20 protein-coding genes and 1 pseudogene are annotated in these 23,801 nt (G+C 68.3%); 11 read left to right on the top strand and 10 right to left on the bottom strand.

All coding sequences use genetic code 11. From position 1 onward, the window contains the following. Positions 1 to 66: 66 nt before the first annotated feature. The 3 genes from P0M04_RS25420 (at position 67) to P0M04_RS25410 (ending at position 4,947) form a co-directional block, all read left to right on the top strand. On the top strand, positions 67 to 1,050 hold the full coding sequence (locus P0M04_RS25420; RefSeq protein ID WP_259451469.1) for a Gfo/Idh/MocA family protein: 984 nt from the start codon (positions 67 to 69) through the stop codon (positions 1,048 to 1,050). 135 nt (positions 1,051 to 1,185) lie between these two features. Beyond that, on the top strand, positions 1,186 to 2,577 hold the full coding sequence (locus P0M04_RS25415) for an MFS transporter (RefSeq protein ID WP_259451470.1): 1,392 nt from the start codon (positions 1,186 to 1,188) through the stop codon (positions 2,575 to 2,577). Between the two features lie 18 nt (positions 2,578 to 2,595). Continuing rightward, positions 2,596 to 4,947: a GH36-type glycosyl hydrolase domain-containing protein gene (locus P0M04_RS25410; protein ID WP_259451471.1), complete on the top strand. Its 2,352-nt coding sequence runs from the start codon at positions 2,596 to 2,598 to the stop codon at positions 4,945 to 4,947. Between the two features lie 21 nt (positions 4,948 to 4,968). Here P0M04_RS25410 and P0M04_RS25405 read toward each other — a convergent pair whose 3' ends face one another. Next, complete coding sequence (locus tag P0M04_RS25405; RefSeq protein ID WP_259451472.1) at positions 4,969 to 5,448, bottom strand: GNAT family N-acetyltransferase; 480 nt, start codon at positions 5,446 to 5,448, stop codon at positions 4,969 to 4,971. 243 nt (positions 5,449 to 5,691) lie between these two features. On the opposite strand from P0M04_RS25405, the gene P0M04_RS25400 reads away from it, so the two are divergent. Then, positions 5,692 to 6,645: an IS1595 family transposase gene (locus P0M04_RS25400; protein WP_281042100.1), complete on the top strand. Its 954-nt coding sequence runs from the start codon at positions 5,692 to 5,694 to the stop codon at positions 6,643 to 6,645. 228 nt (positions 6,646 to 6,873) lie between these two features. Here the strand turns inward: P0M04_RS25400 and gntR are convergent. Then, a pseudogene (gntR, locus tag P0M04_RS25395) lies at positions 6,874 to 7,901 on the bottom strand (HTH-type transcriptional regulator GntR). Positions 7,902 to 8,126: 225 nt separating this feature from the next. On the opposite strand from gntR, the gene P0M04_RS25390 reads away from it, so the two are divergent. Further along, entirely contained in the window at positions 8,127 to 8,639 is a 513-nt protein-coding gene (locus tag P0M04_RS25390) for a hypothetical protein (RefSeq protein WP_259452305.1), read from the top strand. A gap of 156 nt (positions 8,640 to 8,795) precedes the next feature. Then, positions 8,796 to 11,552, top strand: coding sequence for a bifunctional diguanylate cyclase/phosphodiesterase (locus tag P0M04_RS25385; RefSeq protein ID WP_259452304.1), 2,757 nt, complete (start codon positions 8,796 to 8,798; stop codon positions 11,550 to 11,552). A 75-nt stretch (positions 11,553 to 11,627) separates the two neighbouring features. On the opposite strand, the gene P0M04_RS25380 is transcribed toward P0M04_RS25385, so the two are convergent. Further along, positions 11,628 to 12,623 (bottom strand): diacylglycerol/lipid kinase family protein, encoded by a 996-nt coding sequence (locus P0M04_RS25380; protein ID WP_259452303.1) that lies wholly within the window; start codon positions 12,621 to 12,623, stop codon positions 11,628 to 11,630. A gap of 275 nt (positions 12,624 to 12,898) precedes the next feature. Here P0M04_RS25380 and P0M04_RS25375 point away from each other — a divergent pair, with 275 nt between their 5' ends. After that, on the top strand, positions 12,899 to 13,507 hold the full coding sequence (locus P0M04_RS25375; RefSeq protein WP_259452302.1) for a TetR/AcrR family transcriptional regulator: 609 nt from the start codon (positions 12,899 to 12,901) through the stop codon (positions 13,505 to 13,507). Here P0M04_RS25375 and P0M04_RS25370 read toward each other — a convergent pair. Then, complete coding sequence (locus P0M04_RS25370) at positions 13,497 to 14,624, bottom strand: branched-chain amino acid ABC transporter substrate-binding protein (RefSeq protein WP_259452301.1); 1,128 nt, start codon at positions 14,622 to 14,624, stop codon at positions 13,497 to 13,499. The genes P0M04_RS25375 and P0M04_RS25370 overlap by 11 nt on opposite strands. A 131-nt stretch (positions 14,625 to 14,755) precedes the next feature. Here P0M04_RS25370 and P0M04_RS25365 point away from each other — a divergent pair, with 131 nt between their 5' ends. The 3 genes from P0M04_RS25365 to P0M04_RS25355 all read left to right on the top strand — a co-directional run bounded on the left by P0M04_RS25365 (position 14,756) and on the right by P0M04_RS25355 (position 16,556). After that, positions 14,756 to 15,586 (top strand): MaoC family dehydratase, encoded by an 831-nt coding sequence (locus P0M04_RS25365; RefSeq protein WP_259452300.1) that lies wholly within the window; start codon positions 14,756 to 14,758, stop codon positions 15,584 to 15,586. 74 nt (positions 15,587 to 15,660) lie between these two features. Next, a complete protein-coding gene (locus P0M04_RS25360) occupies positions 15,661 to 16,119 on the top strand; it encodes a universal stress protein (RefSeq protein WP_259452299.1) in 459 nt (152 codons plus the stop codon). A 2-nt stretch (positions 16,120 to 16,121) separates the two neighbouring features. Beyond that, positions 16,122 to 16,556, top strand: coding sequence for a universal stress protein (locus P0M04_RS25355; protein ID WP_259452298.1), 435 nt, complete (start codon positions 16,122 to 16,124; stop codon positions 16,554 to 16,556). Here the strand turns inward: P0M04_RS25355 and P0M04_RS25350 are convergent. From P0M04_RS25350 to P0M04_RS25335, 4 genes are all read right to left on the bottom strand, one after another. Then, the gene (locus tag P0M04_RS25350) at positions 16,553 to 17,485 is read right to left on the bottom strand and encodes a hypothetical protein (RefSeq protein ID WP_259452297.1); all 933 of its coding nucleotides are present in this window, start codon (positions 17,483 to 17,485) and stop codon (positions 16,553 to 16,555) included. The genes P0M04_RS25355 and P0M04_RS25350 overlap by 4 nt on opposite strands. Further along, the gene (locus P0M04_RS25345) at positions 17,482 to 19,857 is read right to left on the bottom strand and encodes an LTA synthase family protein (protein ID WP_259452296.1); all 2,376 of its coding nucleotides are present in this window, start codon (positions 19,855 to 19,857) and stop codon (positions 17,482 to 17,484) included. The genes P0M04_RS25350 and P0M04_RS25345 overlap by 4 nt, the downstream gene beginning before the upstream one ends. Next, a complete protein-coding gene (locus P0M04_RS25340; protein ID WP_259452295.1) occupies positions 19,851 to 21,086 on the bottom strand; it encodes a YaiO family outer membrane beta-barrel protein in 1,236 nt (411 codons plus the stop codon). Before P0M04_RS25340 ends, P0M04_RS25345 begins: the two co-directional genes overlap by 7 nt. A 147-nt stretch (positions 21,087 to 21,233) precedes the next feature. Further along, the gene (locus P0M04_RS25335) at positions 21,234 to 21,818 is read right to left on the bottom strand and encodes an NAD(P)H-dependent oxidoreductase (protein WP_259452294.1); all 585 of its coding nucleotides are present in this window, start codon (positions 21,816 to 21,818) and stop codon (positions 21,234 to 21,236) included. Positions 21,819 to 21,990: 172 nt separating this feature from the next. On the opposite strand from P0M04_RS25335, the gene P0M04_RS25330 reads away from it, so the two are divergent. Beyond that, positions 21,991 to 22,446 carry a hemerythrin domain-containing protein gene (locus P0M04_RS25330; RefSeq protein WP_259452293.1) on the top strand — a complete coding sequence of 152 codons (456 nt, stop codon included), beginning with the start codon at positions 21,991 to 21,993 and terminating at the stop codon, positions 22,444 to 22,446. On the opposite strand, the gene P0M04_RS25325 is transcribed toward P0M04_RS25330, so the two are convergent. Together P0M04_RS25325 and bla are read right to left on the bottom strand one after the other, a co-directional pair. Further along, complete coding sequence (locus P0M04_RS25325) at positions 22,432 to 22,920, bottom strand: GNAT family N-acetyltransferase (RefSeq protein WP_259452292.1); 489 nt, start codon at positions 22,918 to 22,920, stop codon at positions 22,432 to 22,434. The two genes, P0M04_RS25330 and P0M04_RS25325, sit on opposite strands and share 15 nt — an antisense overlap. After that, complete coding sequence (bla, locus tag P0M04_RS25320; RefSeq protein ID WP_259452291.1) at positions 22,920 to 23,789, bottom strand: class A beta-lactamase; 870 nt, start codon at positions 23,787 to 23,789, stop codon at positions 22,920 to 22,922. The genes P0M04_RS25325 and bla overlap by 1 nt, the downstream gene beginning before the upstream one ends. Positions 23,790 to 23,801: the final 12 nt, after the last annotated feature.

Genomic DNA, 23,801 nt, shown 5'->3' with positions numbered 1-23,801 from the left:
CCTCCAGAATTCGCCGCCCCGCTTGTTCCACCCACGCTTGTTCCACCCTTGTTTAAAGGAGTACACATGACAAAAACCGTACGCTGGGGAATCCTCGGCACCGGCAGGATCGCCCGCGATTTCGCGACGGCCCTGCGCGACACGCCCGGCGCCACGATCGCCGCCGTCGCCTCGCGCGAACGCGCGTCGGCTGCCGGATTCGCCGACGAATTCGACATCCCGCTGCGCCTCGCCGGCTACGACAGCCTCGCCGCCTGCGCCGACGTCGACCTCGTCTACATCGGCACGCCGCACGCCATGCACGCCGAAAACGCGCTGTCGATGCTCGCCGGCGGCAAGGGCGTGCTGTGCGAAAAACCGTTCGCGCTGAACCGCGCCCAGGCCGAGCAGGTCGTCGCCCTCGCCCGCAGCCGCAAGGTGTTCCTGATGGAAGCCATGTGGACGCGCTTCATGCCCGCGCTGGACGAAGTCAAGCGCATCCTCGCCTCCGGCGTGCTGGGCGAGGTGTCGCAGGCCAGCGCCGATTTCGGCTTCGTCGCGGCGGGCGGCCCGGAAGCGCGCCTGTTCAACCCGGCCCTCGGCGGCGGCGCCCTGCTCGACGTGGGCATCTATCCGCTGTCGATCACCACGTACCTGCTCGGCGCCGTGGACACCGTGCGCGCCCAGGCGGAGCTGGGTCCGACCGGCGTCGACCTGCAGACCGTGTTCACGCTGCGCCACGCGGGCGGCGCGCTGTCCACATGCGCCTGCTCGCTGAAGGCGCGCACGCCGGGCCTGCTCACACTGTCGGGCCGCCACGGCCAGCTGCGCCTGGACGCGCCGTTCCACCGCCCGCCCACCGTCACCCTGATGCTGGCCGACGAACCGGCACGCGTCATCCCGACGCCGTATCTCGGCAACGGCTACGTGCACGAGGCGATCGAGGCGCAGCGCTGCTGGAGCGAAGGCCTGATCGAAAGCCCGGCCATCACGCACGAGCAGACCCTGCACCTGATGGGCGTGCTGGACGAGATCCGCGCCCAGACCGGCGTAAAGTATCCGGGCGACTGATCGTGTGGACGGGCGGCGCATCCGGCGGTTGACATGATTCCATAGCGGCGGCATACTCGCCGGTGTTAGCGCTATCAGACAACAATGACCGGAGACGCAGATGGCCGCATTTTCCTATTCCGCCGGAGCAGTCCGATGACGGCCGCCCTGCCCCAGTCCGCCGCCGCCACGACCACGGCGGCCGCGGCTCCCTTGCCGTGGCGCGAAAAGCTCGCGTACGGCATCGCCGACATGGGGTTCAATTTTTATTGGACCAATGTCGCCACCTTCCTGCTGATCTTCTACACCGACACCTTCGGAATCTCGGCCGCCGCGGCCGCGACGATGATGTCGACGATCAAGATCATCAACGCGTTCACCGACCCGATGATCGGCGCCGCCGCCGACCGCACGGACACCCGCTTCGGCAAGTTCCGCCCGTGGCTCGTGTGGATGTGCGTACCGCTGGCCGGCGCCGCCGTGCTCACGTACACGACGCCGGGCCTGGAAGGCGACGCGAAACTCGCGTGGGCCTACGGCACCTATCTCTTCATGATGGTGTGCTACACGTGCGTGAACATCCCGTACAACGCGCTGTCCGGCGTGATGTCCGCCGATCCCCAGCAGCGCTCGACCATCAACGGCCTGCGCTTCATCTTCGCCTTCGCCGGCAGCACGCTCGTGACGGCCGCGACGCCCGACCTCGTGCGCTGGCTCGGCGCCGGCAACGACCAGCGCGGCTGGCAACTGACGATGCTGCTGTGGGGCGTCGCAGCGTCGGCCCTGTTCGTGTTCACCTTCTTCAATACGCGCGAGCGCATCGCGCCGCCGCCAGGCCAGAAGAACGCCGTGTGGCGCGACGTGCGCGACCTGGCGGGCAACCGGCCGTGGATGGTGCTGTTCTTCCTTGCGCTGATCATCATGGTGACGATCACCCTGCGCACCGCCAGCGCCGCCTATTACTTCAAATACGTCGTCGGCCGCCCGGACCTGATGCGCACGTTCGTGCCGACGTACATGGTGACGGCCGCCATCGGCGCCGCACTCACTCCGCTGCTCACGCGTTGGGTCGACAAGAGGACCCTCATGATCGTGCTGATGAGCGCGACCGCCGTGCTGTCCGCCGCGTTCTACGTCGTGCCGGCCGACCAGGTGTGGCTGATGTTCGTGCTGCAGGGCGGACTCGGTCTCGTGCTCGGGCCGAAGTCGCCGCTCGCGTTCTCGATGTATGCCGACACGGCCGACTACAACGAATGGCGCACGGGCCGGCGCGCCACCGCCATGACGTTCGCCGCCGCCACGTTCTCGCAAAAGCTGGGCACCGCGGTCGCCGTCGCCGTGATCGGGTCCGTGTTCACGGCGCTCGGCTACGTCCCCAACGCCGTGCAGGCCAGCGGGTCGCGCGAGGGGATCGTGTGGCTCATGTCCTTCATCCCGGCGGCGTTCGCCGTCGCCGCCGTCGCCGTGATGTGCTTCTATAACCTGAATGCCAGGCAGCTGGCGCAAATCCAGGCCGACCTGGCCGCGCGCAAATCAGCCTCTGAATAACAACGACAAGGAAAGACCATGCTGCAACCGACCGAGAACGGGGCGCGTTACGACCTCGCCAGCCCCACCGCCATGCCGAACGCCGGCGGCTTCCTGTGGAACCGCCGGATGATGATCCAGGTGACGTGCCGCGGCTATGCCACCGCCCAGTTCATGCAGCCGGAGCCGGCCAAGTACTCGTACGCGCCGAACCTCGAGGCGAAGACCTTCATGCAGCCGGAGCAGGCGTATTACGCGCACCATCCGGGCCGCTTCTTTTATGTGAAGGACGAGGAGACGGGCGAGCTCTTCTCGGCCCCGCACGAACCCGTGCGCGCGGCGCCGGACCGTTTCGCCTTTTCCGTCGGCCGCGACGACATCGCGTGGACGGTGGAAAAGCTGGGCATCCGCATCGATCTGCGTCTCGGTCTCCCCGTCGACGACGTGGCCGAGCTGTGGACGCTCACCGTGACGAACGTGAGCGGCCGGCCGCGCAAGGTCAGCGTCTACCCGTACTTCACGATCGGCTACATGTCGTGGATGAACCAGTCGGCCGAGTACCGCGCGGATCTCGGTGGCATCGTCGCCTCCAGCGTCACGCCGTACCAGAAGCTGCAGGACTATTTCAAGAACAAGGATTTCAAGGACAAGACCTACTTCCTGTGCGAGACGGCGCCGGACGCCTGGGAAGCGAACCAGGGCCAGTTCGAAGGCGAAGGCGGCCTGCATGCGCCGGACGCGCTGCGCAACGAACGCCTGGCCGGCGGCGACGCCCGTTACGAAACGCCCGTCGCAGTGGTGCAGTATCGCCTCTCGCTCGATGCCGGCGCCGCCGCTACGCGCCGCTTCCTGTTCGGCCCCGCGCGCGACGATGCCGAGATCGCGTCCATGAAACAGCGCTACCTCGGCGCCGAACAGTTCGCCGCCGCGGCGCGCGCCTACGCCGCCTACGCGGACCATGGCGCGGGCTGCCTCCAGGTCGAGACGCCCGACGCGGAATTCGACAACTTCGTCAACCGCTGGCTCGCGCGCCAGGTGTTCTACCACGGCGACGTGAATCGCCTCAGCACGGATCCGCAGACCCGCAACTACCTGCAGGACAACATGGGGATGGCGTTCATCAAGCCGGCCGTCGCCCGCGCCGCGTTCCTGCACGCGCTGTCGCAGCAGGGTGCGAACGGAGCTATGCCGGACGGGATCCTCCTGTTCGAAGGCGCGGAGCTCAAGTACATCAACCAGGTGCCGCACACGGACCACTGCGTGTGGCTGCCCGTCTGCCTGCAGGCCTATCTCGACGAGACCGGCGACTACGCCGTGCTCGACGAACACGTCACCGGCCACGACGGCATGGCCCTCACCGCGTACGAACGCATCTCGATGGCGATGGACTGGCTGCTGCACAAGCGCGACCACCGCGGCCTCTCCTACATCGAACAGGGCGACTGGTGCGATCCGATGAACATGGTCGGGTACAAGGGCCGTGGCGTCTCCGGCTGGCTGACGGTGGCGGCCGCGTATGCGCTGAACCTGTGGGCCGACGTGTGCGCGGCGCGCGGCGACGACTGGCGCACGGAGCACTTCCGCGCCGGCGCCCTCGACATGAACACGGCCGCCAACCTGCACCTGTGGGACGGTGCCTGGTACGCCCGCGGCATTACGGACGATGACGTGATCTTCGGCGTCAGCGGCGACAAGGAAGGCCGCATCTATTTGAATCCGCAGAGCTGGGCGTTCCTCAGCGGCGCGCCGGACGAGAAGCAGCGCGCCACGATGCTGGCCGAGATCGACGGTCAGCTCGACACCCCGTACGGCGTGCAGATGTTCGCGCCGCCCTATTCCGCGATGCGCGAGGACGTGGGCCGCGTCACGCAGAAGCACCCCGGGTCGGCGGAGAACGGCGCCGTGTACAACCACGCGTCCGTATTCTACATCTACAGCCTGTACACGATCGCGCAACCGGACCGCGCGTGGGACGCGCTGCGCAAGATGATCCCGGGTCCGGGCGAGGACGACTACCTGCGGCGCGGCCAGCTCCCCGTGTTCATCCCGAACTACTACCGCGGCGCGTGGAAGGAGTACCCGCGCACGGCCGGCCGTTCGAGCCAGCTGTTCAACACAGGCACCGTGTCGTGGGTCTACCGTTCCATCGTCGAGGGCTTGTGCGGTTTGAAGGGCGATGCGGCGGGCCTCGTCGTGAACCCGCAACTGCCGTCGCACTGGCCGTCCATGCGCGTGCGCCGCATGTTCCGCGGGGCCACGTTCGACGTCAGCGTGACGCGCGGCGCGGTCGGGCGGACGACGGTCGTATGTGACGGGAAGCAGCTGCCGGAAGCACGCATCGCAGGCATCGAAGCGGGCCGCACTTATCGCGTCGAGGTGACGGTGCCCTGATAATCCGGGTCAACTCGGTGATCAGCCCGGGCGCACGCCCGGGGCGCTGCGCGCGAACGGGAACGCCGGTTTGCGTAGCAGCGGATTGATGTCTTTCTTGAGGAAGCCGGCCGCCACCGGGTCGGCCTGGTAACGCAGCTTGTCGTAGAAGCCGCGCGAATCGTTCGTCGCCTGCAGGACGACGCGATCGATGCCGCGCGCGAGGCAGAACCGTTCGATCTGCTCCATGAACCACTCCCCCACGCCGCGGCCGCGGTACTCTCCCAGGATCACCAGCTCCGACAGGTAGCAGAACTGCGGCGGCGCCAGCTCCAGCCGCACGATGCCGATCGTCTTCTTGCCGGACTGTACGGCGGCCCACTGCACGTGGCTGCCCGGTGCGAACGCGCCGTTCAGGGCGGCGTCGCCCGTCTCGCTCCATCCGGCGTCCTTGCGGAAGGCTTTCAGCACTTTCGGCGTCGGGGCGGCGGGCATGGCGAGGAAAGACAGGTTTGGATGCATTTGTGGAAATCTTTTGAGCTGACTCAAGCAGATTAACCAGTGTATGCATGGGAGGCCAGAGCGGACGCGTAACGAAACACGTCTACATGTAACTATTTGTATCGAAGATGATTGAAATTGTCGCTATCCGGATCATGGCACGCGAACACAGCCGAAAAAATGGCTGTGTGCGCGCTAGTTATGCGAACTGAAACCCGTTGTAGAGGTCTCACGTATCGTCGAGTTAACTCATGAGGAGTGACGATGCGCAGCCTGACGTTCGACGAGTTGTTCGCCATGCTCTCGGCGGTCGCTTTGTCGGCAGGTGACCTGGCCCGGCTACGGGAATGGATCGCCAGCATCGCGCATCCGGCCGAGTGCATTGCCCTCATCGAGCAGGCGGCGGCAGGACGGCCGTGTCCGCACTGCGGATGCGCCCGCAAACACCGCTGCGGCCAGGCGAGCGGACTGCAGCGCTTCCGCTGCCTCCACTGCGGGCGCAGCCATAATGCATTGACGCGGACACCACTGGCAAGGTTGCGTAAGAAAGAGTGCTGGCTGCCCTATCTGCAATGCGTGCTCGAATCGCGCACGGTCCGCGATGCCGCCCAGGTCGTTCGCGTGCATCGCACCACCAGCTTCCGGTGGCGCCACCGGTTCGTGCCCGGCGCGATGCGCGACCGGCCAACGACGCTGTCGGCCATCGTCGAAGCAGACGAGACATATCGCCTGGAATCGCAGAAGGGTTCGCGCAGCCTGACGCGGCGGCCGAGGAAGCGCGGCGGTGTGGCGAAGCGGCGCGGCATCCATCGGGAGCACGACTGCCTGCTCGTCGCGCGGGACCGTAGTGGACAGACACTCGATTTCCATACGGGGCGGGGCCAGGTGACGGTGGAGCAATTACATCAATGCCTCAAGCCCGTGCTGCCCACCGATGTGTTGTTGATCAGTGACGGCGCCGTGTCGTATCGCCGCTTCGCCGCACAGGCAGGCATCACGCATGAGGCCGTCAACGTGCAGGCGGGAGAACGGGCCCGCGGCGCGATCCATATCCAGAACGTAAACAGCTGGCACAGCCGTTTCAAAAGCTGGCTGGTGCGGTTCCGCGGCGTCGCCAGCCGCTACCTGATCAATTATTCGGGATGGCAGCGGATACTCGATGCGCACCAGTTGACGACACCTGCCCAACTCCTGCGTGCGGCAGCCCAGCTCGGTTAGGATGGCCGATCACTGAATTAACGCGAACACAGCCAAAAAAATAGGACCGGAAGCGACAAGCAACCAGTCCTTAAGAGGAGATATTTGAAGAGTGCGCAGCCCCCGCGCACCCGCACCGCCTGTTCGCGCCGCCAGTCTGGTAGCGCTAACAAGCAATACCCACAGTGTAACGTTTCCACGAAAAATGTAAAGCTCAACCGGATGATTTTTTCGCGGCCGTTGGCCGAATCAGGTGCTTTCCCGCTCGCGCAAGGTGAAGCCCAGGTCGATCCGCCGCTCCCGCGGCTCCTTGCCCCGATGACGTCCAGCAACAGCGAAGCCGCCTCGTATCCGATACGGTAACGCGGCGTATCGATGGTCGTCAGCGACGGCACCATCCACGCGGACGCCGGCAGGTCGTTGAAGCCGGCAATGGCGACGTCCTGCGGCACCCGGATATCGTGGCGCTGGCAATAATAGATGGCGCCATGCGCGAGGTCGTCGTTGCAGAAGAATACGGCGTCGCAATCCGGCAGCGTGTCCAGCGCATGGCGCATCAGCTCGGCGCCGAGCGCGATCGTCGACGGGTCCGGCACCATGATCTCCAGCTTCGGATCGGCCAGGCCGGCCGCCTGCATCGCCTCCCGGTAGCCGTCCGCGCGGCGCAGGGTCCGCTCGTCGAGCTGCGCGCCCACGAAGGCGATGCGTTTGTAGCCGCGCTCGATCAGGTGGCGCGTGATGGCATTGCCGGCATCGTGCTGCGAAAAGCCGACCGACAGCTCGCCCGGGTCGTCGGCGAGGTCCATCATCGACACGACCGGCATGCGCGATGCTGCCAGCATGCGTTCCACCTGCGGGCTGTGCGTGAGGCCCGACAGCAGGATGCCGTCCGGATTCGACTGCAGATACGTGAGCAGCAGCTTTTCTTCCTCGGCGTCCGAATAGCGCGTGTTGCCGATGAGGAGCTGGTATTGCCCATGTTCGATCGCGTCGTGAATACCGTCTAGGACGGCCGTGAACACGACGTTCGACAGCGACGGCACGAGCGCCACGATCACGCGCGATTGCGCCGATGCGAGAGCCCGTGCGGCGCGGTTGGGCACATAGCCCAGTTCCACGACCGCCAGCTCCACCTTGGTCCGCGTCGCTTCCGACACCAGCTGGGGCTGGCTGAGGGCGCGCGATGCCGTCATCGTCGATACCCCCGCGTGCGCCGCCACCTCTTCCAGCGTCGTCCGCCCCGTTCCCCTTACTTTACCGCCACTGCTTCTGCTCATTGTTTTTTTCTTAAATGCTGGCCGCCACGCGGGCCGACCATGGATTGCGCCATGGATTGGACATTTTGTCAATGTTTGACATGCAATCGTTCCCAATCCGCGACGCATCGACCGTACTGTCGAGACCTGTCCGACTGGTCCTACAAGGGCCTGACGCCTGCTCCGATTGTCGGCCCCGACAGGGGGCCTACCATGGCATCTCACGTACCGATCAAGGAGACAATTATGCCGAGCAATCAGGAGTACAAAGGCAAGGGCATGAAAGGCAGTAACTACGACGAGCTGAGCGGTGTAGGCACGAGCAGTGCCGGCAAGACGGGCACGACGGGCAACCTGAACGACGGCGGCCGTGACGGCGGCGTCGGCACACCCGACCGGGGAGATGCGGGCAACCTGCAGTCAGCCGGCGGCCAGCCGGGCGGCACGCCCGCGCAGGGTCGGTCCCGCCGCAGCAGGAGCAGCCAGAGCAGCCAGGGCAACCAGCAGAACTCCGACCTGGCCAGCGGGCCGGGCGACAACGCCCAGCGGGGCGACTGGGGCAGCCAGCAGAGTGGCGACCTCAACCGGGGCAACCAGTCCCAGTCCGATCTCGGCAGCGGACCTGGTGACGACTCGTCGGGCGACGCTTCGTTGCAGGGCAGCCGCGGCGGGGGCAACATGCAGAGCGGCGGCCAGGGCAGCCGGTCCGGCCGGAACCGGCTGACGCCGGACGACCTCGATACCGACGAATCGCTATAACGCCATCACCGGCCCGTCCACGCGGCGGGCCATTCCCACTGTGTTGTGTTTACGCGTCACTCAAGGAAAAGGTTGCCGTATGGAATGATACAATCTTCCGGCCGCGCGCTCGCGCCGGCATCTTCCGCATCATCCCCGGTTTGACTGGAACCCATCATGAACGCGCCGGCCCTGCCCGCCTCCGCTGCCGACTACATCGCGCATATCGATCTCGCCTTCGAACTGATGGTCGTGCTCGACGCCGCCGGGCGGATCGTGCGCGCCAACGCGGCGGCCGGCGACATCCTCGGCTACGCGCCGGCCGAGCTGGCCGGACGTCCCGTACGCGACCTGCTGCACCCGGACGAGCGCGCGGCGCTGGACACGCTCACGGCCGACCTGCTGGCCGGGCGCCCATGCCATGAGCGCGAGCTGCGCTGGCGCCGCAAGAACGGCGCGACGATCTATCTGTCGTTGTCCGCGCGCTGGTCCGCGCGCGCCCGCCTCGTGTACGCGACCGCGCGCGACGTCACCACGCACCGGGCGGCGCGCGAAGAGCTGAAGCGTTCGCGCGAGCGCATGAATGCCATGCTGGAGAGTATCGGCGACGCCTTCTTCGCGATCGACCGCGACTGGCGCCTCATCTACGCCAACCGCAAGGCCGGCGCCTTCATCGGCGTGGACGTCGAACCCAACATCGGTCGGCATCTGCTCGACATCGCGCCCGCGCTCGAAGGCACGGAAAACCTCGACTACTACCGGCGCGCGATGTCCACCGGCGAACCGTGCTTCTATGAAGTGTACTGGGCGCCGTCCGCCGCCTGGCTCGAAGCGCGCGTCTACCCCACATCCGACGGCCTGTCCGTGTACTTCCATGACATCACGTCCAAGCGCCGCGCCGCGGACGCCGTGCGCAAGAGCGAGCAGCGCTTCCGCAACCTGTTCCAGCAGGCCGGCGACAGCATCGTGATCGCCGACGGCGATCTGCGCATCATCGCCGCCAACGGCCGCGCGTGCGCCCGCTTCGGCTACACGGAAGACGAATTCACGACGCTGTCCGTCAGCGACATCGACGGTCACCACGCGTACACGGCGGGCATGCTCGACAGCCTGCGCGCCGGCCATACCCACCTGCTGCGCATCGCCAAGCGGCGCAAGGACGGGACCCGCTTTCCGGCCGAGGTGCACATCTCGCGCTTCGAGGATGGCGGCCAGGAGTACTTCCAGGCCATCATCCGCGACCTGACCGAGCGCGAGGAAGCGGAGCGCCAGCTGCGCGCCAGCGAACAGCGCTTCCGCGAAGTCATCGAGATGACGCCGGCCGGCTACGTGCTCGCCAGTGCGGACGGCCGCGTCCTCGACGTCAACCCGGCCCTGTGCGCCCTGTCCGGCCACACGCGCGCCGCGCTGCTCGGGCGCACGCTCGACGACCTGTTCGTCGCATTCCCCTGGCACAGCCTCGCGACGCACGACGTCGAGGCGCCCGTGCAGGGCGTGGAGGCGGTGCTGCGCCACGCCCACGGCGGGTCGGTGCACGTGCTGTTCAACGGGAGTGCCCGTCGCGACCCGTGCGGCAACGTCGAATGCGTGACGGGCCTGATGAGCGACATCACGGGCCGCAAGCAGGCCGAAAGCCGCCTGCGCGAACTGGCCACGCACGACACGCTGACGGGCCTGCCCAACCGCGCCCTGCTGCAGGAACGCGTCCAGCGCATGCTCGACGCCTGCCCGCACGGGCGCAGCGTGGCCGTCATGTTCCTCGACCTCGACCGCTTCAAGGAAGTCAACGATTCGTTCGGCCACGAGCTGGGCGACGCGCTGCTGTGCGAAGTCGCGGCGCGGCTGCGCAAGGTGATGCGGCCGGGCGACGTGATCGCCCGCCTCGGCGGCGACGAATTCGTCGTGGCGGCCGAGTGCGCGGGCGGCGCGGATGCCGAAGTGATCGCGGCCAAGCTGCTGGACGCGCTGGCGGTGCCGGTGCGCGTGGGCGGCCAGGAAGTCACGGCCGGCGGGTCGATCGGCATCAGCATGTTCCCGCACGACGCCGGGACCCGCGAACTACTGTTCCAGACGGCCGACACGGCGATGTACGGCGCCAAGCGCGCGGGCCGCAACCGCTACCGGTTCTTCGAGCCCGGGATGACGCTCGCGGCCCAGGCCCGCATGGCGCTCGAGATGGCGTTGCGGCCCGCACTGGTGCGCGACGAGTTCGAGCTGCACTACCAGCCGCGCATCGACCTGCGCACGATGCACGTCGTCGGCATCGAGGCCCTGATCCGCTGGAACAGCGCCGACCTGGGACGCGTGTCGCCGGGCGAATTCATCGCCATCGCGGAAGAGACGGGCCTGATCCTCCCGATCGGCCGCTGGGTGCTGAACGAGGCATGCCGCCAGACGCGCCGCCTGATCGACCGCCACGGCCGCACCATCCGCGTGTCGGTGAACGTGTCCGCGCGCCAGCTCGCTCAGCCGGGCTTCGTCGACGACGTGCGCGCCGTGCTGGCCGACAGCGGCCTCCCTCCCGATTGTCTCGAAGTGGAATTGACGGAGAGCGCCCTGATCGAGGACATCCCGCGCACGGCGGCCATGCTGGACGAGCTGCGCGCGCTGGGCGTCAAGTTGGCCGTCGACGACTTCGGCACCGGCTATTCCGGCCTCGCCTACCTGCGCCGTTTCCACATCGACGTCCTCAAGCTGGACCGGTCGTTCGTGCTGCAGGAGGACGGCCGCATCAGCGCGTTCGACTTCGTCAAGGCGTTCGTCGACATGGCCCATGCGCTGAAACTGTCCGTCGTGGCGGAAGGCGTCGAAACGGCCGACGTGCTCGATTTCCTGCGCGCCGCCGACTGCGACGAGGTGCAGGGCTATCTGATGGCCCGGCCGATGCCGCTGGATGCGCTCGAAGGGTGGCTGGCCGCCGCCACCGAAAACTAACCGCTGGCGGCTGATCCGTCGCCCCGGCGAAGGCCGGGGTCCAATTTCAGCTGAGCCGCCGTGACGCTCGCAAAATTAGGTTCCCGCCTGCGCGGGAACGACGGGAAGTTTGCCGCGGGAGGCCTCCGCGGAAACTGCGTCCGGCACGAGCAGAAGCAACCTCCCCTCCAGCGCCTCGAACCGCAGCGGCAACGCCATCCTGCACACCTCGCCGTCCGTCGCCGTTTTCAGGCGACGCCGCGCCGACAGCAACGGCGCACGCACCGTCATGCGGCGGAATGCGAACGCGTCGACGTCTTCCGCCTCGCCCAGCCGCCCGAGCGCGCCGCGCACGAGCAGGCCCAGCATCCGCAGGCGCCCGACGGGGCGCGGCGCGATCGCCACCAGCCGGCCCTCGTCGAGCGCCTGGTCGAGCGCGTGCATGCCCACCTGTTCCATCTGCAGGCGGTTGTTGCCGACGAAGAGCGTGGGAGTTCTCAGGTGGCGCGTCTTGCCATCCAGTTCGAGCGTGATGCGCAGGCTGCGGTAGCCGCGCAGCGCCGTCTTGACAGCCGACAGCAGGGCCACGACGCGCGAGCGGCCGTACTGGCGCTTGTCGTGCTCGCGCTCTTCCAGCAAATGCGGATACATGCCGACGCTCGCGTTCACGAGGAAGATGCGGTCGTTCAGGAGGCCGATCTGCACGGGCCGCACACGCGCGTGGAGCAGCGCGCGCACGGCGTCGGCCAGGTCTTCCGGGATGCCGTGCGTGCGGCCGAAATAATTGAAGGTTCCCTGCGGGAGCACGCCGAACACGCAGCCATGGGCGACCGCCGCATGCGCGACCGTGTTGAGCGTGCCGTCGCCGCCGGCCGCGACGAGAATGGCGCCATCGCGCGCCGCCCGCCCGGCCATCACGCGGGCCGCGTCCTCCAGCTTCGCCGCATCGTGCACGACTTCCAGCTCACAGGTGCGCCCGGCCGCACCCAGCACGTGGCGGATGGTCGAACAGCGCAGGTCGGTCTCGGCCCGGCCGGAACCGGCGTTGAGTACGACATAGAACGGGGCATCGGGGCGAAGTTCGGCCGGCATCGCCAGGGATCTCCAGGGTCGGTGGTGGATCGGACAGCCGCAGGATAGCAGCATTCGCGCGACCGGCCCGCCCGGCTGAACGTGGCGAGCATAATGTAACATCGCGCCCCTTTTCACCAGGATGGTGCATCCTCCCTGGCCCGTGCCAATGTCAACAATTTCGCTACGCGCGCCCTACCCACGACGCGTTATACTCGCAGACACAATCATAATTTCATCATACGAAAATGCGCCACTCCGCCAAGCCGGCGCGCTTCAGGCTTTACACGCACAGCATGAGAATCAGCAAAGAAAAGGCCGCCGACAACCGCGCGGCATTGATCCGCGCGGCGAGCAAACTGTTCCGCGAACGCGGCATCGACGGCGTTGGCGTCGCCGAGATCAGCAAGGAAGCCGGCCTCACGCACGGCGCCCTGTATGCGCATTTCCGTTCGAAAGAAGAGTTGGCGCTGGAAGCCCTGTCGTATGGGCTCGACCAGGCCAATTCGCGCATGTATTCGAGCACGGTGGACGGCATGCCCGACCTCGCCCGTTTCCTCGACCGCTACCTGTCGCTGGAATCGCGCGACGATATCGGCAACCGCTGCGCGATGGCGGCGTCCGCCAGCGAGATCGGGCGCCAGGACAAGGCGATCAGCGCCCGCTTCGCCGAGGGCTATATGGTGATGGTGCGCGCGTTCGAGCGCCAGATCGCGCAGAACGAACCGGGCAGCGACGCCCTCGCCCGCGCGATGGTCGTCGTGTCCACGATGATCGGAAGCCTCGCCGTGGCGCGCGGCGCGGCGAAGGGTAATCCGGCCGTGTCGGAACAGGTGCTGCAGGCGACCCGCCACCTCGTGGACGAGCTGATGCGGGCGCCCGAGAAGGCAGACGTTACTTCGTGACCCCGATCGGCGTGCGGTGGCCGCCCTTGAAGGTGTACAGGGTCAGCACGCCGTCGCGGATGTCGCCGTGGGCGTCGAACGCGATGGTGCCGGTGACGCCGGGATAGCGGACCTTCGCCAGCTCAGGCAGGTATTTCGCCGGCGCGCTGGAGCCGGCCTTGTCCATTGCCGAGGCGATGGCCAGTACGGCGTCGTACGAATACGGCGCGATGATCTGCACGTCGATCCCGAAGCGTTTCTTGTAGTCGGCGCGGAACTTGTCCATGCCGGCCTTGCCCTTCTCTTCCACGCCGCCCGCTTCGGCGCACACGACCTGCCCATCCGTCATCGTATTGCCCGACAGCGGCTGCATGGCGTCCGAGCAGATGCCGTCGCCGCCCATCATCTTCGCGTTGATGCCCAGCTGCTTCATCTGGCGCAGCATCGGGCCCGCGACGGCGTTCATGCCGCCGAAGAACACGAGGTCCGGGTTGCTGGCGCGGATGCGCGTCAGGATGGCGGCGAAGTCCGTCGCCTTGTCGTTCGTGAATTCGCGCGCGACCGGGTTCACGCCCTGCTGGCGCAGGCTGTTCGCGAATTCCGTGACGAGACCCTGGCCGTAGGCCGTGCGGTCGTCGATGACGGCGATGCGCTTCGCGCCCATCGTCTTGACGGCATAGCGGCCCAGCGCGCGCCCCAGCTGGATGTCGTTCGCGACGACGCGGAACGCCGTGTTGTAGCCCAGCTGCGTGTACTTCGGATTCGTGGCCGACGGCGAAATCTGCGGGATGCCGGCGTCGTTGTAGATCTTCGCGGCAGGGATCGTCGTGCCCGACGTCTCGTGGCCGATCACGGCGTTCACTTTCGCATCCGCCAGCTTTTGCGCGGCGGTGGTCGCCGCCTTCGGATCGCCCGCATCGTCTTCCGGCACGAGCACCCATTTCACCTTCTTGCCGCCGATCGTGGCGCCGCGCGCGTTCAGCGCGTCGATCGCCATGCGCACGCCGTTTTCGCTGTCCTTGCCGAAATGGGCCACCGGTCCCGTCATCGAGGCCACGTGGCCGATCTTCACGGTCTCCTGGGCCGTCGCGAGACCCGCCGCGGACAGTGCCAACACCAACAACGCTTGCTTCTTCATTCCATCCTCATCTAAAACTGTGATTCTTTATACCAAATCGATAGGGTAACGCGGATGAGCGGATTTCACAAGTCTTGCAAGGGAAGCCGGAATTTCAGGCACAATGGGATTTTGGTTTTCCGAAGTTCACGATGACAGCCGACTCTCCGTCACCGCTCCCCTCATTGGGTGCCGCCACCCTGCTGCGCGCCCTTGTCAAACGCCCGCGCCGCCTGAACGGCGTCCGCACACCGCGCACTGCGTACGTGCTCGACAGCATCGACTCCAACCAGCTGCGGCGCTACCGCCAGGCGCTCGGCTTCCGCGACGAAGGCATTCCCGTTACCTATTACTACCTGCTGGCCCAGCGCGCCCACGTCGCGACGATGCTCGACGACGCCTTCCCGTTCCGGCTGCCCGGCACCGTGCACACGGAAAACGCACTGCGCGCGCTGGCCGAACCGCGCCGCGGCGTGCCGCTCGTGCTGTCGACCACCGTGAACATCCGGCCGCCGGCCGAGAACGGCGCCGTGTACGCGGAACTGGACACCGTCGCGCGCCAGCAGGGCACCGACATCTTCACCTGCCGCAGTACCTACCTCGTCGTGCGCGGCGAGTCCGGCAGGAAGCGCCGCCAGGACGCGCGCGACCTGCCCGTGCTCGCGGGCTGGCGCCTGCCGCGCAATACCGGGCGCGCCTACGCCCGGATCTCCGGCGACTGGAACCCGATCCACCTGTGGACGTGGAGCGCGCGCCTGATGGGCATGAAGCGGCCGATCGTCCACGGCATGCACACGCTGGCGCGCGCTTGCGCCGAACTGGAGCAAGCCTGCGGCCGGCGCATCCTCGCGCTGGAAGGCCGTTTCCGCGCGCCGGCCGCGCTCGGCAGCGAACTGGTGCTCGGTGCCGACCTCGCGGCCGGCAGCTTTGCCGTCGGTGGCGGCAGGCGCATTGTGGCCGAAGGCAGCTTCCGGACCATTTGATATATATCAAAGAAACTGCTTGATAGATTCGCCATCCTGAGACTGTCCCCACCGGACTCTCAGGAGGAATCATCATGTATGACCGTATCCTCGTCCCCACGGACGGTTCCGACGTCTCCGCCGCCGCCGAGCAGGCCGCCATTGCCTTCGCGCGCGCCCACGGCAGCGAAGTCGTCGTCCTCGCCGTCGGCCAGCCGCAACCGCCCATCGCCTCGGCGGAGGCCGCGATGGCAATCGATCCCGGCCTCGACGACGCCGTCCTGCTCTCCGCCGCCAAGGAACATGCGCGCAACGTGGCCAATGCCGCCGAGGCGGCCGGCGTGCGCTGCACCTCGCTGGCCGTGCTCGATTACTCGCCGGCCGACGCCATCCTCGCGACGGCCGACAGCCACGCCTGCGACCTGATCTTCATGGGCTCGCACGGCCGGCGCGGGCTGTCGCGGCTGCTGGCCGGCAGCGTCACGCAGAAAGTGCTGGCCGAAGCGCACGTGCCCGTGATGGTGATGCGCCCACGCGCCGCAGAGAGGAAGTGACCGTGTACAAGCGCATTCTCGTCCCTGTCGACGGCACCGAACGGGCCGCGGCCGCCCTCGGGTCCGCGCTGGGCCTGGCGAAACTGGGCGGCGGGACGATCGTCGGCGTGCACGTGGCCGGCGAATCGCCGCTGCTCGCCACGGGCGACATCGGCGGCCCGTTCTACGATGCCTGGCGCGGCGAGGCGGACCGCCTCGGCCGCGAGGCGCTCGATTACGTCGTGCGGCGCGCCACCGAGGCGGGTGTGCCGTGCGAGACAGTGCTGGCGCCGCCCGGTCCGCCGTGGGAAGGCATCGTCGCGGCGGCGCGCGCACATGGCTGCGACGTGATCGTGATGGCATCGCACGGTCGCCACGGGATGGCCGCGCGGCTGCTGGGCAGCGAGACGCAGCGGGTGCTGATCCACTGCGACATTCCCGTGCTGGTGGTCCGCTAGTCGGCGCCGAGCCAGCGCCGGTATGCCGCGTAGTGGTGGATGGCGAAGCCGCCGAAGCCCGGCAAACCGGCGACGGCGCGCGCCGTTTCCGCGAGTTCGCGTTCCATGTCCCCTTCGCGCAGGTGGTGGAACGACACCTTGCGGATGGCGTTGGGCATCGTCTCCACGCCGATGACGACGGGCTTGCCGATCCTGGCGGCGTAATCCAGTTCGTCGCGCGCATGGCTGACGATGCCGTCGCCGCCTTCGGCATGGTCGCGGTAATCCATCAGCGCCACGGTGTCGTACAGGTCCTGCACGTGCTCGTTCATCGGCCTGCGCCGGCCCTTCCACTCGACCTGGATGCCGTCGTACCAGAACGGGATCGCGGGCCCCATCGGCAAGCCCGGCGCCACCGCATTCTTCTGGCGCACCAGCGCGTCCGACATGTCGAGGAAATCGCCCAGCAATTCCATCTTGCTGGTCGCCCAGGCGTCGAGGATGTGCGGCTCGATGTCGAGGCTGATGCCGTCGAAGCGCTCGTCGGGCGCAGCGGCCGCGTTGTAGTCCAGTACCCGCTGCAGCATCGCCTGCGCGGCGCGACGGTGTTCCGGCAGCAGGTAGCGTTCCGTGTGCAGATAGCCGGAACCCAGCAGCGCCTGCACCTTCAGCCCCGCCGCGTGCATGCGCCGGACGAGCGTCCGGTAGCGCCCCGGCTGCGTCGCGATCAGGTTGCGGCCTTCGTACGCGTCGGCATACACGTAGGCAGTGCCGATCGCCTTGTCCTTCAGGAAGGCGATGGCGGTGCGCGCAGCCGCATCGTCTTCCAGCATGGCGTACGACTCGCCTTCCCAGATCCAGATCGCGCGCGGACCGGGCCGCGTATCACCCGCGTGCACGAGGGTCGACGCCGTCAGCAGCAGCGCGGCGAGCCAGCGGCGCGCCGTCACAGCGGCATCTCCACGTGGTACTGGCCGATGCCGATCGAGCGGCCTGTCTCCGGGTGCGACGGGATCATCGAGACGAAATACTTGCCGTGCGGGAGACGGCCCAGCTTCGCCTTCAAGGCCACCGTCACCGACGCGCCAGGGGCGAGGGTCTGGATCTCGCCGGCCGTTTCTCCGAGTTCCAGGCCGCCCGCGTCGCTGATGACGAGCAGCGGTACGAACGGGCTCGATGCCGTCGTGCCCTGGTTGACGATGGTCGCCTCGATGCTGCCGTCGGCGCCGCGGCGTACGTGATTCACGCTGACCTGGCCCGCTTCCGACGCGAGGTCCACACTGCGCAGCCTGCGGCCGTCGTCGTGCCAGTCCGCCAGCGCGGGTGTCCCGGGCACCAAGGCCGCGGCGGCGCCGACCTGGCGGTTCGCGTTCAGGAAGGCGTCGAACTGGGCGCGGGCCCGCGCGAGCGCGCCCTCGTCCGTCGCGCGGTCGAGGCGCATGCCGTCGGCCAGCGCGAACAGCCGGCCCTGCGCCAGGTATACGGCGCCGGACACGAAGTCGGACAGCTCCGTCTTCGTCTGCTTCAGCGGAATCGCGTGGAGGTTGCGGAACGTGGGTTCCGTGTCGAGGCCCGTGCCGAGCCACGTCACCTGGTCCGGCGTGCGCAGGCCGTAGCCGTGACCGAGGAACGCCAGCAGCGACGGCGCGATGTCGAATTGCGACGACACGGCCTTGATCGACCGCGGCGCCTTCAGCATGGGCGAAAACACGATCAGCGGCACGTGGTAGCGCTCGATGCGCGTGTCCATCGGCAGCTCGGGCAGGCGGTGGTCGCCCGTCACGACGAAGATCGTGTTGTCGTAGCCGGGCAGCCTGGCGGCCTGCTCGAAATAGAGGCGCAGCGCGTCGTCCGCGAACAGGATGCTGGCGAAGACCTCGCGCTGGGCCGTGTATGCCGGGTTCGCGTCTTCCGCGATCCCGAGCGCGGCCAGGCGTTCACCCACCTTCCGCAGGTAGGCCGGCTTGTCCGGGAACGTGAACGGATCGTGCGTGCTCGTCGTCTGGATGATGCGCACGGACGGTTGCTCCTCACCGTCGCGCTGGCGCGCGATCGTCGTCTCCATCAGCGCGCGGTCGTCGTAGCCCCAGTAATTGCTGCGCTGGTAAGGCGGCTTGTAGTCGGTCTCGCTGACGAAGTTGTCGACGCCTTCGCCGCGCAGGAACAGGCCCTGGTTGTCGAACTCGAGGTTCGAGCCGCTGTAGTAGGCCAGGCGGTAGCCCTGGCCTTTCAGGATAGACAGCAGCGACGCATGGCGCGGCATGCGCTCGCCCAGCGCGGACATGCCGTTGTCGCCAAATGGCAGCGAACCGAACACGGTCGGCAGCACGCCGAAGGTACGGCCCTGGCCCGCCAGGAAGTTTTCGAAATACAGGCTGCGGCCGGCCAGCTCGTCGAGGAATGGCGTAAAACTGCCGAAGCGGGCGCCCGGCCCGGAAAAGCTGCGTCCGAGGCCCTCGACGATGATGAAGACGATGTTCGGCGGCGTGCCCGGCTTCGTGTCGAACAGCGGGCCGAGCGTGTCCGGCGTGCGTTCGGCGTGGGCGAACGGATAGCGGGGATCCTTGCCGGTCCACGGCAGGCCTTTTGCCTGCTCGTGCGTACCGGTGCCGCGCTCGCCGGCCACGTGGGCGATGCTGCGGTCGGCGAAATACGCCATCTTGTTGCGCAGGTAGTCGACGCCCGCTTCCGTGTCGGCGCCCGGCGGCGCGAAGTGGTCGGGCAGCAGCGTGTACGCGACAAGGCTGAGCAGCGCCGCCACGAGTGCCGCACGCGCCCGCGCACGGGGCCACCATGGCCGAAAGCTCGCGACGAGAACCCCGGCCAGCGCCGCCAGCGCGAGCACGTATGCCAGCGCGAGGCCGCTACCGGGCTGCGCGCGGACGCCCACCGTCGTCGCGATCTCCGCGCGCGAATAGCCGAACAGGTCGGCACCGAGCGGCACGCCGGCCGTCCAGTGGTATTGCAGCAGACCGGCCTGCACGGCCAGCAGCACGCCCCACAGCACGCCGAGCGCGACCACGCGCCAGCGCCGGCGCGGCAGCAGCGCGAGCGGCACGGCGCCCAGCAGGAAGACAAACCCGTAGCGCGCGAGCGCCAGCAGATCGTTCGCCAGCGCGGGGCCGACCAGCACGGACACCTTGATGCCGCCGGCGCCGGCGTGAATGGTTTCCGCGATGCGCAGCACGAGCCACCCGGCCACCAGCGCGGGCAGGGTCTCGAACGCCGTCGCGAGTGCGCCCTTGACGCGGGCGAGCAGCTTGCCGGCGAAGCTGGGCGGCGGATCGTCGTGCCGGCGGGCGGGTTGCGTCGCGCTTACCATCGGCGGTACAGGGAGAATGTCAGGCCGCGCTGGTTGTCGGCACCGCTGGCGCGCGAAAAACTGGCGCCCACGCGGGTGCCCCAGTTCGGCGTCCAGTAGCGCACCCAGGTCGCGCTGCCGCCGCCGGAGCGGCCCTGGCCGCCGACGAGGCTCAGGGGATCGTCGCTGCGGCCGCTGTTGACGGTCACCTCGGCATAGGTATCGGCGTCGCCCGCGTAATACCAGCGTGCCAGCAGGCGTTCGCCGGTGCCGTGCGACCCGGCCGAGACGATGTTCTGGTGGCGCAGCTGGACGTACCAGTCGCCCGTGTACTTCGCGATGCCGACGCCGTAGATGTTCACGCGCGACGCGAAGCCGAGGACGTCGTCGCTGACCGACGCTTCCCAGCCGTTGCCGAGCGATTGATACAGCTCCGCGCGCCCCGAGTTGGCGGGGAACAGGCGGGCTGCCGCGCCGCGCTGGTAGCGCAGGTTGGCATACGCGCCGGACCACAGGTTCGCGTAGCCGTCCAGCGCCCACGCGTAGTCGTGCCGCCCGAAGCGGTGCGCGCGCAGCGTCTCGAACGCGAGCGAACCGCGCTTCGTGTAATGGCGGATGCTGGCGGTCTGGTCGTTCCAGCGCGGGCCGGCGCCGACGTCCGTCCAGCTCGACGACAGGCTCGCGGCCCACGTGTAGCCGGCCGCGATTGTCGCGTCCGGGTTGCCGGCGCGGGGCTGCAGGGCGGCAGCCAGCGCGTCGAACGCATCGCCGCTGGCGCCCAGCGCTGTCGCCTTGTCCAGGTCCGCCCGCGCCTCGGCATTCCGGCCCAGCGCACGCAGGGCGCGGCCGCGCGCCACGTACGAGGCGGCGTCATCCGGCTGCAGCGCGATAAGGCGCGTGTAGGCATCGACTGCCTGGTCGGGCTGGTCGCTCCAGGCGTAGGTGTTGCCGAGCGCGGACCACACGTCCGCATAGGTCGGCGAGGCTGCCGCCGCGGCGCGCAGGTCGCGCTCGGCCTCCTGCCACCGTCCCAGCCGCGCGTAGACAATGCCACGGCCGAGCAGCACGTCGACGTTGCCCGGCGAGCGGGCCAGCAGCGCGTCGTAGGCGGCCAGCGCCAGCTCGGGCTGGCCGTCGTTGGCGAGGGCGCGCGCCCGGGCGTAGGCGTCATCGAAGGAAGGCGTTGCGGCCGGCTGGGCCGGGGCGGAAACGGAGGGAGGCGATGGAGGTAGCTGGGCAGCGACAGGCATCTGAGCAGGAAAAAGTGGCAAAAGTGAGCAGCAATGTTAAATGCTGCCCCACCGCAACTTTGCCGCCTCCAGAGGAGAGCGTCAAGCGGAGCACGCCTGACGCATCCCGGATGTCGCACAAAACACGCAAATCGGTTGCTGCCCTCGTCAGGCCGCCGAGCCACCCAGCCGCCGCAGGTGATCGCGCCACGTGTCGATGCGCTCGGCCGACAGGGAATGCGCCCGCCCGATCAGCGTCGTGCGCACGGGCCGGATGCCGGCCCTGCCGAGGATCTGCCGCCGCATCATCTTGACGCCGTAGCCGCCGTAACCCCACCGGTAGAGGGCCGCCGGCATGCCCATGCTGACGACGAGCCGCGCGCTGCGGCCGCCCAGCAGGCCGGCGCCGAACGGCCGGCGCGGGTCGTCCATGAAGACGCCGGGCCGCGTGACGTGTTCCATGAAGCCGCGCATCAGCGCGGGCATGTCGCCCATCCACAGCGGGTACACGAAGACCAGGTGGTCCGCGTGCTGGATCGCCTCCTGCACGGCCGCGAGCTGCGGCGGCGCCGAGCCGTGCCACCATTCGGACGGGCTGGTCAGCAGCGGAAAGCTCAAACGGGCCGGTTCGACGACCTCGACGTCATGCCCCGCCGCGCTTGCGCCGTCCACGTACGCCTGGGCCAGCGCATGGCACAGGTGCGGGCGATGGCAGTCGGGATGACCCTGAATCAATAGTATGCGTGCCCCCATCAGCGACCGCCATGCTCTCGTTCGACTTGTACTCCGCTCATTTTCCGCCTTCGATATGTATTCCCTCAATCAGGCTAACCGAACACAACATTGCTACGTTGCGAGATATCAAACCACAGGGAATTTTTCGTGCTACTGGAAGTCTAAGAAAATTCCGACTTGAGGAGGCAACATGCCGGCGACCCGTGCCAGTCCCAGCCGTCCGCGCGCCATCTGCGCTGCGCTGCGGCATGGCCGCAAGATGCTGTGCCGGCGCATCGGGGAGATCGTGTCCGGCCCGGACGACATGGTCGGGCACGGCTTCGCGGCGCTCGTCGCGGCCGTCGAGGCGGCCTTCCGCCACGAAGAACTGATCATGGAAACGCTGGGCTATGCGCACCTGCACGAGCACCGCGAGGAAAACGCCGTCGTGCTGTCCGCCCTGCACCGCGTGCTGCCGGACGTCGAGCGGGGCGACCACATGCTCGGGCGCCAGGTGCTGTCCGCGCTGGTCGACGTGCTGGACCTGCACCGCCTCTCCGGCGAGCTCGCCCTCACCGTGGCGGCCCAGCCGGCCGAGGTGCGTGCCCGCGGACGCGCCGCGCGCGCCACGCTGCACGTGGCCGCGCGCCGCTCAGGCCTGCGCTGACAGGCGCTTCGTCATGTACAGCGCGCCGGCCGGATACGTGGCCAGTGCCGCCGCGTCCCCCGCCGCGGGCAGATAGCCCAGGCTTTCCCAGAAGCGGCGCGTATCCTGCACGGACACGAGCGCGGAGTGGCGCAAGCCGGCGGCCCGCGCCAGCATCGCGTCCACGAGGCGGCGCGCGACGCCCTGCCCGGCCACCCGCGGCGCCACGGCGACGTCGTGCAGGTACAGCGTGTCCGGACTCTCCGGCACCGAGAACGCGCCGCCGAGGGGCGTCACCTTGCCGAGCCGCGACGGGTACGCGAACAGGTAGGCGCAGACGCCGTCGGCGTCGCGCGCGACCAGCACCGTGTCCGGGCTCGCGCGCAGGCGCGCCCGCACGACGTCCGCGGCTTCCTGCATCGCGGGCGGATAGCACGCGGCCTGCACGGCCAGCACGGCGTCCAGGTCGGCCTCCGCCATGAGTCCCGGCTGCATCAGGCGGTCCCCAGCGCCCGCGCGACGATCGCCGCGGCGTCGGCGACGACCTTGCTGTCGCTCTTCGCGTCGGGCGAGGATCCCGTGTAGTAGATCGCCACGATCACGGGCTGGCCCTGCGGCGGGAACACGATGCCCACGTCGTTGGTCGTGCCCCAGGCGCCCGTCCCGGTCTTGTCGGCCACGCGCCAATCGGCCGGAAAGCCTGCCTGGATGCGCTCCTTCCCCGTCGTGTTCGCGAGCATCCAGTCGAGCAGGCCGCGCCGCGCCTCGGGTGCCAGCGCTTCCTCGAGCAGCAGCGCTTCCAGGCTGTTCGCCATCGCGCGCGGCGTCGTCGTGTCGCGCGGGTCGCCGGGCAGCGCCGAATTCAGTTCGGTCTCGCGGCGGTCGAGACGGAATGCCGTGTCGCCGATGCGGCGCGCGAACGCCGTGACGGCAGCCGGACCGCCGATCCGGTCGAGCAGCAGGTTGCACGCGCTGTTGTCGCTGACCTGCAGCGTGGCGGCGCACAGGTCCGCGATCGTCATGCCGCCGTCGACGTGTTGTTCCGTCACGGGGGACCACGACACCAGGTCCGCCTTCCTGTAGCGCACGCGCTCGTCGAGCAGGCCCGGCGTGCGCGACGCCTGCGTCAGCACGGTGCCGACGACCATCACCTTGGCCGTGCTGCAGAACGGGAAGCGCTCGTCGCCGCGCCATGCGAGCACCTGAGATCCGCCGCGGCGCCACGCGGCGACACCGAGGCGGCCGCCGGCGCGGCGTTCGAGGTCGGCGAAAGCCGGAGCGGCGGCGTGAGCGGTGCCGGTCAGGCCCAGCGCGGGCAAGGCCAGGGCGGCAAGCAGGACGGTGCGGCGGGACGGATCGATCATGCGGTCTCCTCG

It is taken from the genome of Telluria mixta (assembly GCF_029223865.1).
Taxonomy (GTDB): Bacteria; Pseudomonadota; Gammaproteobacteria; order Burkholderiales; family Burkholderiaceae_D; genus Telluria; species Telluria mixta.
Note: the sequence above shows the minus strand (reverse complement) of the source record. Positions and strands in the feature narration are given on the sequence as shown.

What these genes read in the sequence shown, in the direction of transcription:
- P0M04_RS25380 (WP_259452303.1), bottom strand. Translation starts at nt 12,623, where the DNA reads ATGCCGGCCGAACTTCGCCCCGATGCCCCGTTCTATGTCGTACTCAAC.
- P0M04_RS25420 (WP_259451469.1), top strand. Translation starts at nt 67, where the DNA reads ATGACAAAAACCGTACGCTGGGGAATCCTCGGCACCGGCAGGATCGCC.
- P0M04_RS25405 (WP_259451472.1), bottom strand. Translation starts at nt 5,448, where the DNA reads ATGCATCCAAACCTGTCTTTCCTCGCCATGCCCGCCGCCCCGACGCCG.
- P0M04_RS25360 (WP_259452299.1), top strand. Translation starts at nt 15,661, where the DNA reads ATGTATGACCGTATCCTCGTCCCCACGGACGGTTCCGACGTCTCCGCC.
- P0M04_RS25375 (WP_259452302.1), top strand. Translation starts at nt 12,899, where the DNA reads ATGAGAATCAGCAAAGAAAAGGCCGCCGACAACCGCGCGGCATTGATC.
- P0M04_RS25345 (WP_259452296.1), bottom strand. Translation starts at nt 19,857, where the DNA reads ATGGTAAGCGCGACGCAACCCGCCCGCCGGCACGACGATCCGCCGCCC.
- P0M04_RS25365 (WP_259452300.1), top strand. Translation starts at nt 14,756, where the DNA reads ATGACAGCCGACTCTCCGTCACCGCTCCCCTCATTGGGTGCCGCCACC.
- P0M04_RS25410 (WP_259451471.1), top strand. Translation starts at nt 2,596, where the DNA reads ATGCTGCAACCGACCGAGAACGGGGCGCGTTACGACCTCGCCAGCCCC.
- bla (WP_259452291.1), bottom strand. Translation starts at nt 23,789, where the DNA reads ATGATCGATCCGTCCCGCCGCACCGTCCTGCTTGCCGCCCTGGCCTTG.
- P0M04_RS25325 (WP_259452292.1), bottom strand. Translation starts at nt 22,920, where the DNA reads ATGCAGCCGGGACTCATGGCGGAGGCCGACCTGGACGCCGTGCTGGCC.
- P0M04_RS25390 (WP_259452305.1), top strand. Translation starts at nt 8,127, where the DNA reads ATGCCGAGCAATCAGGAGTACAAAGGCAAGGGCATGAAAGGCAGTAAC.
- P0M04_RS25330 (WP_259452293.1), top strand. Translation starts at nt 21,991, where the DNA reads ATGCCGGCGACCCGTGCCAGTCCCAGCCGTCCGCGCGCCATCTGCGCT.
- P0M04_RS25415 (WP_259451470.1), top strand. Translation starts at nt 1,186, where the DNA reads ATGACGGCCGCCCTGCCCCAGTCCGCCGCCGCCACGACCACGGCGGCC.
- P0M04_RS25370 (WP_259452301.1), bottom strand. Translation starts at nt 14,624, where the DNA reads ATGAAGAAGCAAGCGTTGTTGGTGTTGGCACTGTCCGCGGCGGGTCTC.
- P0M04_RS25340 (WP_259452295.1), bottom strand. Translation starts at nt 21,086, where the DNA reads ATGCCTGTCGCTGCCCAGCTACCTCCATCGCCTCCCTCCGTTTCCGCC.
- P0M04_RS25400 (WP_281042100.1), top strand. Translation starts at nt 5,692, where the DNA reads ATGCGCAGCCTGACGTTCGACGAGTTGTTCGCCATGCTCTCGGCGGTC.
- P0M04_RS25385 (WP_259452304.1), top strand. Translation starts at nt 8,796, where the DNA reads ATGAACGCGCCGGCCCTGCCCGCCTCCGCTGCCGACTACATCGCGCAT.
- P0M04_RS25335 (WP_259452294.1), bottom strand. Translation starts at nt 21,818, where the DNA reads ATGGGGGCACGCATACTATTGATTCAGGGTCATCCCGACTGCCATCGC.